Below are 15,783 nucleotides of genomic sequence, written 5' to 3'. Positions count from 1 at the left end.
GCCGAGATTGCGTCATGAACCGATTTGGCGGATTGCTGGGATATGAGAACCCGGATCAAAGTTTGCGGGATCGCGTCAGCCGATGAAGCCCGCCTCGCGGTAGCGGCTGGCGTCGACGCTCTTGGCTTCAATTGTGTGGGGCCTTCCAGTCCTCGCCATGTCGCGGACCCGACAGTCGCCGCGATCACGACACTCACGCCGCCTCCCGTCGCGACATTCCTGCTGACCGTCGAGCGGACAGCCGAGGCGATCGCGGCCCATGTGCGCCGGACGCGTCCGAGTACGGTCCAGATTCTCTGGAACATCGATCCGGCGGAGTCCGCCCGCCTGGCCGAGATCGAGCCTGATCTGCGCCGCGTTCAGGTCGTCCATGTCGAGAGCCGCGCAGCGCTGGAGATGATCCAGGCCTACAGCCCGTATGTTCACGCCTTCCTGCTCGATTCAGGGAGTCCGAACGCAGCGACGCCGGAACTGGGCGGCACCGGGCGCCCGCATGACTGGGCGATCAGCGCCGAATTCGTCGATGCCAGCCCTCTGCCGGTGTTCCTCGCGGGCGGGCTTACCCCGGCAAATGTCGGCGCTGCCATCCGACAGGTCAGGCCGTTCGGCGTGGATCTGTCTTCGGGCGTCCGGACAGCAGGCCAGCTCGACCCGGTCAAGTTGGCGGATTTTGCCTTGGCCGTGCGGAAGGCGGATGACGCTCTGAACCCGGCCTAGAGGCGGGCGCGCGGGGCGCGCTTGGCCAACCCGGGCATCCTGCCCCCGCGCAAAAGGCCCATCTCGTTTCCCGGCGCCTGGCACGGCCGCGCGACCCACGGCGCCGGAACCGGCCTGCGCTCGCCTTCAGAACCTGATGTCGATGCGTCCCTTGAGGGCGTGATCGCGGGTTCGCTCGCCGATGGCAGCGGAGTAGGTGATCCCGACCGTGGTCGAGGCGGTGGCGCGCCAGTCGAGCCCGGCTTCGGCGACCAGCGCATTGCGATCGATGGCCGTCGCGTAGACCGAGGCCGGGGTCGTGCCGGCAAGGAAGGCCGTGGCTGCTCGCGGCGTCAGCTCGCCAAAGCCATGGCGCCAGCCGAGCAGGCCGCGGGCGAAGAGCGGCATCGTGCCGATCTGCGCCTCGGCGCGCAGGCCCAAGGTCGTGAAGCCGAGATTCTGGTCGCCGGAGAAGACGCGCAGTGCGGCCGCGCCGCCCTGCTCGAGGCCGGAGCCGGATGAGACCCGGAGCAGGACGAGCTGGGCGAAGGGCTCGAGGGCAAACTGCTCGAAACGGAAGGCATAGCCCAGCTCAGCGAAGGCCTGGGCCACCTGGCTGTCGCGATCCGAGCGCAGCCTGTCACCAAAGCCGCGGAGCTGCACCTGGCGGGTCAGGCTGGTTTCGCCGAACGAATATCCCAGGCCGCCATCGAGCCGCCATGCGCCGAGGCGGGCGCCGGCATAGAGTGCGGCATGGCCGCTCTCCAACCGGCCGGAGGACAGCCTGGCGTCGACATCGAAATTCGAGCGGGTGTAGCCGCCGGCAACGCCGACCCGAAGCGAGCCCGCCGCCGTCTCGTAGAGCTTGAGGTCGGCGCCGAGGATGGCGCCGCCGGTGCGCTGGGAGAGGCTCGCCGCATTGCCGTCGCCATTGGTGTTCGCTTGTGCTCCGACCGCTTCGCCCCAGATGGTGAAGCGCTCCTCGAAGCGCGGCGCTGGCAGCATGATTGCGCCCTTCGCGTTCGGCAGATCGGCCGTGAACTCCGCCGCGACGCTCTGGCCTGGCGCCACCAGCAGCGGCCCGCGCAGGCGCCCGAGGATCGCCTCGCGGAGCAGCCGGCTTTCGGCGATCGCGACCGCGACGCCCTGGGCATGGGCCTCGCCCGAGAGCTGGTCGAAACCGGCGCGCGCCTCATCGGCTGTCGCCGAGATCAAGCTGTCATAGATCCGATTGCCGGCACCCAGCCGTTCCGCCGCGACCGCGATCCCGCTCTGGTTGCGCGTCAAGGCGATGAAGGCTCCGCCGCCGCCCGGCCCGAACGACGTGCCGTTGCGGCTCATCGTCAGCGTGACGTTCTGCGCGTCATAAGCCAGCGAGGGCGTCAGGAAGGCGAGGTTCGAGCTGACGCCGGTGAACCGCCCGCTGACGCCGCCGCCCGCCGTCAGGATGGTATAGTTCGTCGAGGCCGCGTAATTGCCGTTCTCTGCCAGGACCTGGACGGCGCCGCCCGACAGTGTCGCAATGCCCGACGCATTGATCCGGTCGCTCTGTCCGGCCGCATTGATTTCGACCTGATAGGTCGAGCCGACGGCGAAGGCGACATTGCCGGCAATGGTCAGCGTGCCGATCGAGTTGCCGGGCGCGACCGTGCCGCCGCTCATCACGGCAAGGCCGCCGATCGTGCCCGAGCCGCCGAGCGTGCCACCGCCATTCACGGTCGTCGCACTCGCGGTCGAGCCGTTGACGACGAGCGTGCCGGCATTGACCGTGGTTGCGCCGGTAAAGGTGTTGGCGCCCGTGAGCACGAGCGTGCCGGCGCCCGCCTTGGTCAGGGATCTGCCGTCCCAGCCGGTTGCGGCATTGGGCGCCCGGTCGCTCAGCGCTGCGCCCATATCGAACCTGTCGGCAGCATTGGTCAGCGTGAACGTGCCATGCGCGCGAGAATTGCCCGCAGTCCAGCTCAAGCCATAGCTGGCGAGATAGTGCTTGCTGTCGTCCGACTTCCGGGTCGCCAGCGTCAGATAGTCCACCGTCCCATGGAAGCCGCCGACCGTGACCGTGCCGAAGTCGCCGCTGAGGCCCGAGCGCGTATCGATCAGGAGCTTGTCCAGGCCGTTCGCGTCGCTGATGCCGCTGAGGTTGAAGGCGACATTGCTGCCGAGCGTGACGCGTTCGGCCTGCAGCAAGGGACCGCCGGTGGAAGCGATGATCGACAATGCCGTGTCATTGGCAAAGCGGACATCCTGCGCGACCTTCACCGCCGCCAGGTTTTGGATCGCCAGGCTGCCACCGGTCACGTCGATCGTGCCGGCGAGAGTGTAGGTTCCAGCCGCTGCGCCGTCACCGAATTGCAGCCTGCCGCCCGATATCGTCGCGTTGCCGCCGAAGCCGAGGCCTGACGTATTGGCGACCACCAGCGTCCCGGCCTTGACCTGGGTCATGCCGCTGCGCGTCAGGGCCTTGTCCAGTGTCCAGGTGCCGCTGCCCTGCTTGACGAGTGCGCCGGTGCTGAGGCTGGTCGTGCCGCCGACGGCCGCCGAGTAAAGGTGAGTGCCCGCGCCATCCAGCGTCAGCGTGGAGGCTGCGTTGGTGCCGATACCCAGGTTGCCCGTGATGCTGGATCCGGTGAACAGCGTGACCGTGTTGGTGCCCGCGGCGCGCAGCGCCACATTGCCTTTCAGTGCGCCGGAATTGCTGAGCGCGGTGTTGCCGCCGATAGCCTGCACCGATGCCGTGCCCTCGATGGTGGCGCCAGCGCCGTTGGTCACCGTGCCTCCATTGATCAGACGGACCCCCGCCGAGGGGCCCTTGATGAGGCTGCCCGACCCGGTATTGGTGACCGTGCCCGCCCCGCCGCTGATGCCCACGCCCGCGGCAAGGGCATCTGTCCCGTCGGCGATGATCGAGCTTGCCGTGTTGGTCACCGTCCCGCCATCGGCAAAGCTCACCCCGTAGAGCTTGCCCGTKATCCTGCCGCCGCCCTCGTTGGTGACGGTGCCCTGGCCGACGACGATCTCCACGCCGTGACCCTGGTTGTCCGCGGTCACGCTGATGGTGCCGCCGGTGTTGGTCACCGTGCCGGCACCCCAGATGCGGACGCCGCCCAACCCGCCGGCAATGCTCGCGCCGGTCCCGTTGGTCACAGTGCCGTCTGTATTGATGAACACGCCGAGGCCATCAGTGCCGCTGGCGCGGATAACACTCGTGGCGCCGAGATTGCTCACGTCGCCACCTTTGTCGAGCAGCACGCCGTGGCTCACGGCTGTGATGGTGCCGCCTTGGTTGGTCACCGTGCCGCCATCACCGAGCTGCACGCCGACATAATCCCCCTCGATCCGCCCGGTGGCTGCGTTGACCACCGTGGCGACGCCCGCGGTGGACAGCACGCCGACCTGCCCTGCAGCCGTTCGCGAAATGGTGCCAGCGTTGTTCAGGGTGCCACCGTTGTTGACGATGACTTCGTTGCCGATGCTGATGCCCGCATTGATCTTCAGCGTGGCGCCGAGAGCGCCGCTGTTGTCCACCGTGACGGAGCCGCTGCCCAGGCCCGCATTATTGGCGACCGCCAGGGTTCCGGCTTTGACCTGCGTGGCGCCGCTGCGCGTCATCGCCTTGTCCAGCGTCCAGGTGCCGCTGCCCTGCTTGATAAGCGTGCCGGCGCTGAAGCTGGTCGTGCCGCCGACGGCCGCCGAATAGAGCTGCGTGCCGGTGCCATCCAGCGTCAGCGTGGAGGCGGCATTGGCGCCGAAGCTCAGATTGCCCGTGATGCTGGAGCCTGTGAACAGCGTGACATCGTGGATTTCATCGCCATTGGCGTTGGAGCGCAGGGCCACGTGCCCGATCAGCTTGCCCGCATTGCTGAGCGAGACGTTTCCGATGACCGAGCTCACCGCCAGGGCCCCCAGCGCGGCCTCGATCGTCGAGCCGGCACCATTGATGATCGTGCCGCCGGCAGTCACCGTCACGCCGCTGTCCCGGCCCGTGATGGTTCCGCCCAGCGTATTCGAGATCGTTCCTGTGTCGATTTGCACGCCGGAAACGTCGGTGCCAATGATCGTGCCTCCGGTGTTGGTCACTGTTCCGTTTCCGAAAACAAGCACGCCGGCTCGCTTGCCCCTGATCGTTCCGCCCTGCGTGTTCGTGACCGTCGCGTCTCCGCCGAACGACGCCCCATCGAGCGTCGCACCGGTGATCGTGCCGCCGGTATTGGTCAGCGTGCCGCCTCCGTGCACCAACACGCCTTGCGTTTGCCCGGATATCGTTGCGCCTTGCAGGTTATGCACCGTGGCGCCCCCTGCCATGGACAGCACGCCAACCTGCCCCGCAGCCAGGCGCGAAAGGGTGCCCGCATTGCTCAGCGTGCCACCGTTGTTGACGGTGATCTCGTTGCCGATGCTGACGCCGGCATTGATCTGCAGCGTGGCATTCTTGTTGGTCGAATTGTCGACGGTGACGGTATCGGCGCCGAGCTGAGCGTCGGAGCTCACGACCAAAATGCCATCCGTCACGAGGGTCTGGGCGTAGCTGCCCGCGCCCGGAAACATCAGGACCAATCCAGCCAACGCGGTGGTGGACAAGAGCCGCCCGCGGCGCAAACCGCGCGATGCGTTGGTCAACAAGGTCGATGTCATCAGTCCGTCTCATGCATGCAAAACATCGCTGTCCGGCGCAGCAATCTCTGGCTATTGTTTAAGTTCGTGCGCCGTCGTCAGGCCGTTATTGCACCGTGACACGAGCGTTAATTCTGCCTGCCTCTGCGTTCGCGCCGGGCAGAATCTGTGCTTTTCGAGAAGGATCGACCTGTTCGTGTTGCCGGCAGAATGAAGGACGGTGTCGCTCTTCCCCATTTTCGTCTCTCGCTGCTCGGACGATTCGAGCTGGCAACGCGCGATGGCATCGTCCGGCTGCCGAGCCGGAAACTGTCGGGTTTGTTGGCCTATCTGGCCTGCACGGCGCCTCAACCCCAGCCGCGTGAAAGGCTGGCCCACCTGCTGTGGGGCTCGCATTTCGAGACACAGGCCCGACAGAACCTGCGGCAGGCGATTTTTCGGCTGCGTCGGATTTTAGGCCAGGAAACGCTCGTCAGTACCGACGACGAGGTCTGGCTCGCGCCCGGCGCGATCGATTGCGATGCTGTTCGCTTCGAGGCGTTGATCACCGAGGGAGGGGCTGCGTCGCTCGCCGCGGCCGCCGATCTCCACCGGGGTTCGTTTCTGGCCGACCTGAATATCGAAGAAGACGCGTGGCTGAGTTGGCGCGCCTCGCTGCGAGGACGCCTCGAAGGCCTGGCGCTCGACGCCATGGTCAGCGAGAGCCAGGACGCGATGCGGGCGGGGAACGAGGAGGCTGCGCTCAAGGCGGCTCATCGGGCCATCCAGGTGAATGCCCTGCGTGAGGATGCGCATCGGGTCGCCCTCCAGGCGCTCGTCGCGATGGGACGCAAGGCCGAGGCGCTCAGGCATTATCAGGATCTCACAGCGCTGCTGAGGCGCGAGCTCGGCGCGGCGCCCGATGCGGTCACGCAGGCGCTGGCAGCTGAGCTTCGCAGCGCAGCGCCGCCAAGTGTGCCAAGTGTTGCAAGCGCGCCGCGCGCGAGCGGCGAACGGCATCCCACAGCTTCCGGGACAGTAGAACCGCCTGTCGCAGCAGGGATCGTGGCGGCGCGAGACGGCGAGGCCCCGACGAAGGGGCTTCGCCCGGATGCTCTGGAGCAGCGCCAACTGACGATCCTGGTTTGCGATCTGGTCGGCGCGATCAGCCCCTCAGCGAGCCCCGATCCCGAAGATATCCACGATCTGATCGCCGCCTTCCACGCGACCGTCGCCGATGTCGCGGCGCGATTTGGCGGCTTCGTCGCCCATTACCAGGGCCATGGCGTTGTCGTGTATTTCGGCTATCCGGCCGCCCATGAGCATGATGCCGAATGCGCCGTGCGCGCCGGCCTTGCTCTCCTTGCCGCCATCGGCAGCCTGGCCGCGCCGTTGGCCGGGGCGCTGCAGGCGAGCGTCGGCATCGCCACCGGGCTCGTCGTCGTCGGGGAGAAATCGACAGCGGACAAGAATCGGCAGCATGTCGCGACGGGCGAGGCCCCGGCCCTGGCGGCGCGTCTGCAGGGCAGTGCGGCAGGGGGCGAAGTCGTCATTGCCGCGAGCACGCAGCAGCTTGTGGGTCGGCAGTTCGCCTGCCGGGCGCCCGCGGTCCGCAGCGACGCGCAACAGCCGGAAGCATGGCAGGTCCTTGAAGCATGGCAGGTTCTTGAAGCGTGGCAGGTCCTTGGCGAGATCGCCGGGGTGAGCCGCTTCGATGCACGGCGCGGCGCCGTTCTCAGCCCGCTCATCGGCCGCGAGGAAGAGATCGCGCTGCTGCTTCGCCGGTGGGATCAGGCCGGTGCGGGGGAAGGGCGTGTCGTTCTGATCTCGGGCGAGCCTGGCATCGGCAAGTCGCGCCTGGCCGAGAGCGTGCCGGCCCGGACCGGCTCCGGGCCCGATTCCCTCCTGCGCTATTCCTGTGCTCCGCATCTTGCACAGAGCCCGCTGCATCCGTTCATTGCCCGTGTCCAGCAGGATGCCGGCTTCAGCCCCGACGACAGCGCCGGCGCGAGGCTCGACAGGCTGGAGGCGTTGCTCGCGCCGACATCGCTCGATATGCCGCGCGACGTGGCGCTCCTTGCCGAGCTGACCGGAGTGCCGCTGGAGGACCGCTACCCCCCGCTGGCGGCCAGTCCGCAGCAGAAGCGCGAGATGACGCTCGGTCTGCTCCTCGACCGGATCGAGCGCGCCGCAGCCGGGAAGCCGGTCCTGATCCTGTTCGAGGATGCGCACTGGCTCGATCCGTCGTCGCTCGATCTGCTCGAGCGCCTGGTGAGCCGCGCCGCCCGGCTGCCTCTGCTGCTGCTGGTCACCTGCCGGCCCCAATTCCAGCCCGGCTGGCTCGACCAGCCACATGTCACTGCGCTGTCGCTCAGCCGCCTTGGCCCGGGCGACAGCACCGGCATCATGCGCGGCGTCGCCGGGGACAGGGCGCTCCCCAATGCTGTCATCGGCCAGATTCTGTCGCGGGCGGATGGCGTGCCGCTGTTCATCGAGGAACTGACACGCTCGCTCCTTGAAAGCGGGCTGTTGCGTCAGACCGGGGACGGCTGGGTCCTCGACGGGCCCCTGCCGTCAGTGGCGATCCCGACGACGCTGCAGGCCGCGCTGGTGGCCCGGCTCGACCTGCTCGGCCCGGCAAGGGACGCAGCCATGATCGGCGCCGCGATCGGACGGGAGTTCTCGCACGAGCTGATCGCTGCGGTGTCGGGTCTTGCCTCCGCGGAGCTCGAGACAGCGCTCGCGCGGCTGCTGGAATCCGGCCTCGTCTCGCGCCGCAGTGCATCGTCAGGGCAAGGCTACGTCTTCAAGCACGCGCTCGTGCAGGATGCTGCCTATGCCACGATGCTCAGGAGCCGGCGACGCGACCTGCATGCGACGATCGCCCGGACGCTGATCGATCAGTTCCAGGCCTGGGTCGAAGACCAGCCCGAGCTCGTCGCTCACCATTTCACGGAAGCCGGGCTCGGGGGCGAGGCGGTCGGCTACTGGGTCAAGGCAGCCCGGCTGGCGCAGGCGCGCTGGGCCAACCGCGAGGCCGCCGGGTTCTTCGAGCAGGCCTTGCGTGTTCTGGCCACACTCCCCGAGACCCGGGAGACGCACGAGCAGGCCATCGATCTCCGGTTCGAATCGAAGGCATCGCTTCTTCCGCTCGGACAGTTCGAGCGCATCATCGGCCATCTTCGCGAGGCCGAAAGCCTGGCCAGACGCCTGGACGATCAACACCGCCTGGCGCGGTTCGCCTTCCATATGTGCCAGACCCTGGCGCTGGGCGGCGATTCCGCGGAAGCCGCGGGTTTTGGCCAGCAGGCGCTGGCGCTGGCGGATTCGCTTGGCGACGTCCCACTCCAGATGGCGGCGACCCTGTTTCTCGGGACGGCCTGCTTCTCGACGCTTGAGTTCCCCCAGGTCGAGCCGCTCTTCGTGCGAGCGCTGGAGTTGCTCGATCGTCAGCCCCGCTTCGAGCGATTTGGTCTCGCTGGATATCCAGCCGTGACGGTCCGTGCTTTCCTGGCGCGGATCCATGCCGAGCAAGGCAGGTTCGAGCAGGGCATCCTGCATGGCGAGGAGGGCATTCGCATCGCGCTGGCGGTCGATGATCCGCTCGGCCTGACGATCGCCTATTGGTGTCTCGCCGACCTCCTGGTCATTCGCGGCGAGTTCGCCGAAGCCATAACGCGGTTGGAGCGCGCTTGCGTCGTGGCCCGCGAGTTCGACCTGCCCTTCATGGCCGCGGGCAGTACGGGCACGCTCGGCTATGCCTATGCCCTGCTGGGGCAGACCGAGCGAGGCCTGCCTCTGCTGGAGCAGGCGCTGAGCGCTCTGGAAGCCATGGGGCATCGCTTTGGCCAGGCCCTGTTCCTGGTGCCCCTCGGGGATGCGCATTTGCTCGCCGGCCAGCATGCGGACGCTCTCAGATATGCTGGACGGGCTCTGGCCACGGCGCGGGAGAATGGTCAACGTCGTGGCGAGGCAGGGGCCCTCCATCTGCTTGGCGACGTTCTGGTCCGCACCGAATCCATAGGACAGGCCGAAATTCACTACCGCGAGGCGCTCGCGCTCGCGACGGAACTTGGACTGGGCTCGCTTGTGGCGCGCTGCCATCATGGCCTCGGACATCTGCACCTGCGCGCAGGCCGGCCGGCCGAGGCTCGCAACCAGCTCGAGATCGCCACGACGATGTACCGCGAGATGGGCATGCGCTTCTGGCTGGATCAGGCCAATGAGGCGGCGGATCAGTTGCCATAGCGGGCGGCCTCGGGGCCGGCTCACGGCATGAAGGCCTGGCAGCGTGGAGGCACTGCATCGCGACCGCGCGATCTCGCCGATGGCGCGACTGCGTGGTTCAGGCCGGTGCGATCGGGAGATGCGCCACTTGCGCGCCGACCCCGTAATAGGCCTCCCTGACGCCCCGGAAGGCCGGGATGGCGAGTTCGGATACCGGCAAGGGCATGCCGGCGAGATCGATCTCGCCAAGGATGAGCCGGGCAAGTTCGCGCCCGAAGACGGTGCCCGGCGCGATGCCGCGGCCGTTGTAGCCGCTGAACCCGATCGCGTTCGGTCCGTAGCTGTGCAGCCGCGGCAGGTGATCCGGCGTCATGCCGATCTTGCCGTACCATTCCGTTTCGAGCTCGAATTCGCCAAGTTGCGGAAACAGCTTCCGGATATGCCGCTTCACCCAGGCGCGATGAACGCTCAAGCCCGTCCCGCGCAATGCGCCGACGCTGCCGACGATCAGGCGCCCCTCCGCATCGAGCCGGAACCCGCTCAAGATGGTCTTGGTGTCCCAGCCCGCGCCGCCCTGCGGCAGGATGGTCTTGCGGATATTGTGGCCGAGCGGAGCCGTCGAGACGTGGAAATAGGGCAGATGCACCTGCTCCTCGCGGATGTTGGCGGTCGCGCCGGTCGAATAGGCGTCGGTCGCCAGGATGAGCCAGTCGGCGCTGACGCTGCCGCCGGCGGTCTTGACCAGCCAGGCGTTGCCGCTGCGCTCGAAGCCGGTCACCGCGCTGCCGGTGTGGATGATCGCGCCTTCGGTCATCGCGGCGCCCGCCAGGCCGCGCGCATAGGCGAGCGGCTGGATCGTGCCGGCGCGCGGGTCGAACAGCGAGCCGGTATAGCCCGCAGCCCCGGTCCTCGCCTGCGTATCGTCGGCACTCAACAGCTCGACCTTGGCGCCGAGCTTGCTCCACTGCGCCTGGCGGGCCTGAAGCTGCTTCAGGCCGCTTGCGCCGACGGCGCAATGATAGGTTCCGCGATGGTCGGTCTGGCATTCCATGCCATAGCGTTCCGTGAGCGCGAAGACCTCGCGCGGCGCTTCGCCGAGCAGTGCGATCAGGCGGTTGCCATGAACCGGGCCGAGCGTGGCGATCAGGTCGTCGGGCATCACCCAGAGACCGGCATTGACGAAGCCCGAGTTGCGGCCGGATGCGCCGAAGCCGATCTCGACCGCCTCCAGAACCATGACCTTCTTGCCGCCCCTGGCGAGATGGAGCGCCGCCGAGAGCCCGGTATAGCCGGCGCCGACGATGGCGACGTCGGCGGATGCGGCTTCGCCCAGGACCGTGGTCGGCGGGGCAGGAGGGGCTGAGAGTTCCCAGAGCCCGTGCGAACGCTTGTCCCCCAGCATTGAATCGGCTCCGCTCTGTCAGGTCCGTGAATGGCTTGGTGCAGGCGCAACATTGTGCAGGCGCGGAGGGCGCCCGCAGATGTCAGGCCTTCGCTTCGTCGTCGGGGTGGCCCATCTCGCAGAACTTGCCGCCGAGATAGCGGCCCGTCGGAGACTTGGGGTCGAGAGCCGGCGCATTCGCCTCGACCTTGCCGCGAAACGGCTCCGAGCTGTCCTGCGGGTGATAGCCGAGATGGTTGGCGCCGCTATTGTCGACCGCCTTCACCGTGTTGTCCGAGGTGCCGAAGGAGATGGTGTGGCCGACGAAAGGCGCCGTCAGCGAGGCTTCGACGAGGCGCACGCAGTCGGCGAAGGAGAGATAGGACCACAGCATCCGCCGGTCGACGGGCTCGGGGAAGGACGAGAAGATGCGCAGGCACGCCGTCTCGATGCCGAACTTGTCCCAATAGAGCCGGCTCAGGCTTTCCACGAAGGTCTTGCCGACGCCGTAGAGGCAGTCAGGCCGAACCGGCGCATCGACCGATATCTGCGCGCCGATCTCATGGAAGCCGATCGCATGGACGGATGAGGCATAGACGACGCGTTTGATCCCGTGTTTCCGGGCGCCCTCATAGATGTGGTAGGAGGCGCGAATGCTGGAATCGAGGATGGTCTGCCAGTCCCGCTCGGTCGGCGCGCCGCCGAAATGGACGATGGCATCGCAACCCTCGGTCGCCGCGATCGTCGCCTCCATATCCGCAAGATCGAAGATCGCCTGTTCCTCATGGGAGGCAAGCGGGCCGAGCGGCTCGCGATCGGCGACACGGATCGTCCCGGCGAGATGCGCAAGCCCGGTGCGAAGATGAGAGCCGAGGCGGCCGGCCGCGCCGGTGATCAGGATGCGGTCATAATGGGGCATGCGGTCCTCGCGTCGTCACAGGCTGACCGCCGCACCAGGCCAGCGCGGCGGCGATGGGGAGAATCGGCGTTCCGGATCTCGTGGCACGGCGTCATCCGGGGGAGGGCAGTTCGCCGCGCTTCAGTCCGGCTTCGACCGCCGCGATCTCGGCGTCGCTGACGTCATATGCGGCCTTGGCCATCTCGGCCGAGACATAGCCGAGCGCAAGGTCGCGCAACACCGCGGCGCGGCTGCGCTCGGCGGCCGGGCCGTAACCGGCGCCACCGGGAAGCGACAGCATGACCTTGCGGCCCTCGGGAACGGCCTGACGCCCCTTGCCGGCCATGGCCCTGCCGTCGTCGAGGCGGATTTCGGTCGCGCCGCCATCGGCTCCGCCAAGGCGCCCGCGCGGCGGATGCTTCACGCGGTCGAACATCGCGGACATGTCGAAGACATGGCCCTCGACCGCGCCGACCTCCATGAACTGGCCGAGCCCGCCGCGAAAGCGGCCGGCGCCGCCGGAATCGGGCCGCAATTCCTTGCGCCAGATGATGATCGGGCCGGCATGCTCGGTTGCCTCGATCGGCATGGTCATGACGCCTGAGGGGAAGGCGGTGGTGTTCATGCCGTCGAGCGTCGGGCGTGCGCCCGATCCGCCGCAATTGAACATCAAGACCTCGGCGCGCCTCGCCCCGGAAAGACGCGCCGCCTCCGAGGCCGGACGCAGCGAGACCTGGAAATTGCAGAGCGGTCCTGCGCCTTCGGCTGGAACGGTCCTGGGCAGGAGCTTGTCGAGCGCATCATAGACCGTGTCGGGGATGAGATGGCCGATGACATGGCGCAGCGCGACGGGCGCCGGATGCAGCGCGTTGACGATGGTGTTCTCCGGAGCCGTGATGCGGAAGGGCTCGAGGGAGGCCGCATTATTGGGGATCTCGGGCGCAATCGCGCATTTCAAGGCATAGCAGGCATAGGCCTTGGAATAGACCATCGGGCAGTTGATGCCCTTGGGGTCGACGCCCGACGAGCCCGCGAAATCGACGCAAACCTCGTCGGCGCCGATCGTGACCTTGACCTTGAGCAGGATCGGCGTAGCGAAGCCGTCGCTGAGCATGGCGCCCTCGGCTGCGCCGGGCTTGAGCGCCGCGATCTTCTCCAGTGTCGCCCGTCGCGAGTTCTCGAGGATGAAATCGCCGACCTGCTCCAGTCCGTCGAGGGCGAATTCGTCGAGCATGCCGGTCAGCCGGCGATGGCCGACATCGTTGCAGGTCGCCAGCGCGAAGATGTCGCCGACGACCTGGTCGGGTTCGCGGATATTGCCGCGCACCAGCCTGACGAAGGGCTGGTCGACCTTGCCCTGGTCGGCGAATTTCATGATCGGGATATAGAGGCCTTCCTCATAGACCGAATTGGCGTCCGCCCCGAAGCCGCGGCCGCCGATATCGACGACATGGGCCGTGCAGGCGAAGAAGCCGACATGCCTCCCCCGGTAGAAGGAGGGCGTCACCACGGTGATGTCGTGCAGGTGCCCGGTCCCCATCCAGGGGTCGTTGGTGATGTAGATATCGCCTTCGAGGATGTTGCCGGGGCCGATCTCACGGATGAAATGCGCGACCGCGTCGGCCATGGCGTTGACATGGCCCGGCGTGCCGGTCACGGCCTGGGCCAGCATCAGCCCGGCCCGGTTGTAGACGCCGGCCGAGAGGTCGCCTGCCTCGCGCACCGAGGTCGAGAAGGCCGTGCGGATCAGGGCCTGGGCCTGCTCCTCGACGATCGAGATCAGGCGGTTCCACATCACCTGCAGCGAGACGGTGGAGAGCGTCATCATGGTCAGGCCTCGATCATGTCGGCGAGACGGGCTTCCACCGCGTCGGTGCTCTGCTTGAAGACTTCGATGCAACCATCCGAGCGGCAGGTCGCCGCGCAGCCGGCCGGCACGATGATCGTGGTTTCATCCTCGACGATGACGCAGGGGCCGGCCACGAGCCGGCCGATTGCGACCTCCGAGCGCGCGAACACGCCGGCCGTCACCCGAACGCCGAGCGCAGGGTCGAAGACCTCGCGCTGTGCGGTCGCCGTCAGCGGCGCCAGGGCGCCCAGCCCCTCGGCCCGCACCGGCACCGTCTTCGCCGTGCTCGCATTCACCGCCCAGACGGTGATCTCTATGTCCAGACCTTGGACGGTCCTTGAGAACAGCTTGGCGTATTCGGCCTCGAACAGGTCGCGATAGGCATCGATCGTCGGTGCGGCCCGGCTGACATCGATCGGGATTTCCCAGCCTTGGCCGACATAGCGCATATAGACCTTGGTCTCGACGCTGAGCGGCGCCTGCGCGTCGCAGGAGCGGACGAAGCTCGTAGCCTCGCTTTCGAGTTCTGCGAGCAGGCCGCGCACCAGCGAGGCGTCGAAATCCGCCAGGCGCATATAGACGCTGCGCGTCGCCTCGAAGCTGAACGGCGCCCGCAGGAAGCCGATGGCCGAGCCGACACCGGCCCCGGGCGGCACCAGCAGGCGCGCAATGCCGAGCTTCTCGCAGAGCCGTCCGGCATGGAGCGGCGCCGCGCCGCCGAAGGCGATCATTGTATAGCCGGAGAGATCATCGCCATTCTCGACGGCGTGGACGCGGGCGGCATTCGCCATGTTCTCGTCGACGACCTCGACGATGCCGAAGGCGGCGGTTTCGCCGCTCATCCCGAGCCGTTCGCCGATCGCAGCCGTCACGGCTGTGCGCGAGGCGGCTGTGTCCAGCTCCATGCTGCCGCCGGCGAAATTGGCAGGGTCGATCTTGCCGAGCAGGAGGTCGGCATCGGTCACGGCGGGCCGTGTGCCGCCGCGGCCATAGCAGGCGGGGCCGGGCTCCGAGCCGGCGCTCTCCGGCCCGACGCGGATCTGGCGCATCGAATCGACCTGGGCGAGCGAGCCGCCGCCAGCGCCGATCTCGACCATGTCGATCACCGGGATCGAGATCGGCATGCCCGAGCCCTTCTTGAAGCGGTAGCTCCGTGCCACCTCGAAGACCCGGCTCGTCTTCGGTGTCTGGTTCTTGATCAGGCAGATCTTGGCCGTCGTCCCACCCATGTCGAAGGAGAGCACCCGGTCGAGGCCGAAGCGCGCGGCGACATCGGCGGCATAGATCGCGCCGCCGGCCGGGCCGGATTCGACGAGGCGAACCGGGAACTCCGCCGCCCCTTCGAGCGACATGATGCCGCCGCCGGAATGCATCAGGAATATCGGGCAGTCCGCACCTTCGCCAGCCAGTCTTGCGGCCAGGCTGGCGAGATAGCGCTTCATCATCGGCTTGACATAGGCATTGGCCACCACCGTGTTGAAGCGCTCGTATTCGCGCATCTGCGGCGACACCTCCGACGAGATCGAGACCGCAAGACCCGGCATCCGCTCCAGCAGCACCTCGCGGACCAGCCGCTCATGGCTGGGGTCGAGATAGGAATGGATCAGCCCGACCGCGACGCTCTCATAGCCCGCTTCTGCGATCTGCTCGGCCAGCGCGACGATATCCGTGCGCCGGAGCGGGATCAGCGTCTTGCCGCTGGCCGCGACGCGCTCGCGCAGCGTGTAGCGCCGGTTGCGCGGCAGCAGGGGCTGGGGCAGCGTCAGGTTGAGGTCGTATTGCTCGAACCGGCTTTCGGTCCGCATCTCGATCACGTCGCGAAAACCTTCGGTCGTGATCAGCGCCGTCTTCGCGCCGCGGCGTTCGATCAGAGCGTTGGTCGCAAGCGTCGTGCCGTGGATGATCCGGCCGATGGCGGCGGGCGTCACGCCCGCCTTGGCGCAGACGCGGTGCATGCCCTCGATGATGGCGCGCTCGGGTGCGTCATAGGTGGTCAGCACCTTGGCGGAGTAACTTTCGCCCCCGATTTCCAGCACGACATCCGTGAAAGTGCCGCCAATATCGGCGCCCAGATTGCCTTGGGAGGATGCAGCGCCCCTCATCGAAACCACCTTTCAGTGCAAGGAGATGCCCGGCGCTGCG

Annotated in this window: 7 protein-coding genes; 2 read left to right on the top strand and 5 right to left on the bottom strand. The window is 67.5% G+C overall.

The window, feature by feature from the left end:
- The first annotated feature begins 42 nt into the window (after nt 1-42).
- Nucleotides 43-717 (top strand): phosphoribosylanthranilate isomerase, encoded by a 675-nt coding sequence (locus AC1DGP_RS02610; RefSeq protein WP_441504539.1) that lies wholly within the window; start codon nt 43-45, stop codon nt 715-717.
- 126 nt (nt 718-843) lie between these two features.
- Here the strand turns inward: AC1DGP_RS02610 and AC1DGP_RS02605 are convergent, their stop codons facing one another.
- A complete protein-coding gene (locus AC1DGP_RS02605; RefSeq protein WP_441504538.1) occupies nt 844-5,328 on the bottom strand; it encodes an autotransporter domain-containing protein in 4,485 nt (1,494 codons plus the stop codon).
- 189 nt (nt 5,329-5,517) lie between these two features.
- On the opposite strand from AC1DGP_RS02605, the gene AC1DGP_RS02600 reads away from it, so the two are divergent.
- Complete coding sequence (locus AC1DGP_RS02600; protein WP_441504537.1) at nt 5,518-9,534, top strand: ATP-binding protein; 4,017 nt, start codon at nt 5,518-5,520, stop codon at nt 9,532-9,534.
- A gap of 97 nt (nt 9,535-9,631) precedes the next feature.
- Here the strand turns inward: AC1DGP_RS02600 and AC1DGP_RS02595 are convergent, their stop codons facing one another.
- The 4 genes from AC1DGP_RS02595 to AC1DGP_RS02580 all read right to left on the bottom strand — a co-directional run bounded on the left by AC1DGP_RS02595 (nt 9,632) and on the right by AC1DGP_RS02580 (nt 15,743).
- Entirely contained in the window at nt 9,632-10,915 is a 1,284-nt protein-coding gene (locus AC1DGP_RS02595; RefSeq protein WP_441504536.1) for an NAD(P)/FAD-dependent oxidoreductase, read from the bottom strand.
- 82 nt (nt 10,916-10,997) lie between these two features.
- On the bottom strand, nt 10,998-11,813 hold the full coding sequence (locus AC1DGP_RS02590; protein ID WP_441504535.1) for an NAD-dependent epimerase/dehydratase family protein: 816 nt from the start codon (nt 11,811-11,813) through the stop codon (nt 10,998-11,000).
- Nucleotides 11,814-11,904: 91 nt separating this feature from the next.
- Nucleotides 11,905-13,626: a hydantoinase B/oxoprolinase family protein gene (locus AC1DGP_RS02585; RefSeq protein WP_441504848.1), complete on the bottom strand. Its 1,722-nt coding sequence runs from the start codon at nt 13,624-13,626 to the stop codon at nt 11,905-11,907.
- Nucleotides 13,623-15,743, bottom strand: coding sequence for a hydantoinase/oxoprolinase family protein (locus AC1DGP_RS02580; protein WP_441504534.1), 2,121 nt, complete (start codon nt 15,741-15,743; stop codon nt 13,623-13,625). Before AC1DGP_RS02580 ends, AC1DGP_RS02585 begins: the two co-directional genes overlap by 4 nt.
- Between the last annotated feature and the right edge of the window lie 40 nt (nt 15,744-15,783).

Source organism: Allobosea sp. 05T433 (genome assembly GCF_056396065.1).
Note: the sequence above shows the minus strand (reverse complement) of the source record. Positions and strands in the feature narration are given on the sequence as shown.

Excerpts from the sequence above, each read along its gene's own strand:
- AC1DGP_RS02580 (WP_441504534.1), bottom strand. The coding sequence starts at position 15,743 with ATGAGGGGCGCTGCATCCTCCCAAGGCAATCTGGGCGCCGATATTGGC.
- AC1DGP_RS02600 (WP_441504537.1), top strand. The coding sequence starts at position 5,518 with ATGAAGGACGGTGTCGCTCTTCCCCATTTTCGTCTCTCGCTGCTCGGA.
- AC1DGP_RS02595 (WP_441504536.1), bottom strand. The coding sequence starts at position 10,915 with ATGCTGGGGGACAAGCGTTCGCACGGGCTCTGGGAACTCTCAGCCCCT.
- AC1DGP_RS02610 (WP_441504539.1), top strand. The coding sequence starts at position 43 with ATGAGAACCCGGATCAAAGTTTGCGGGATCGCGTCAGCCGATGAAGCC.
- AC1DGP_RS02590 (WP_441504535.1), bottom strand. The coding sequence starts at position 11,813 with ATGCCCCATTATGACCGCATCCTGATCACCGGCGCGGCCGGCCGCCTC.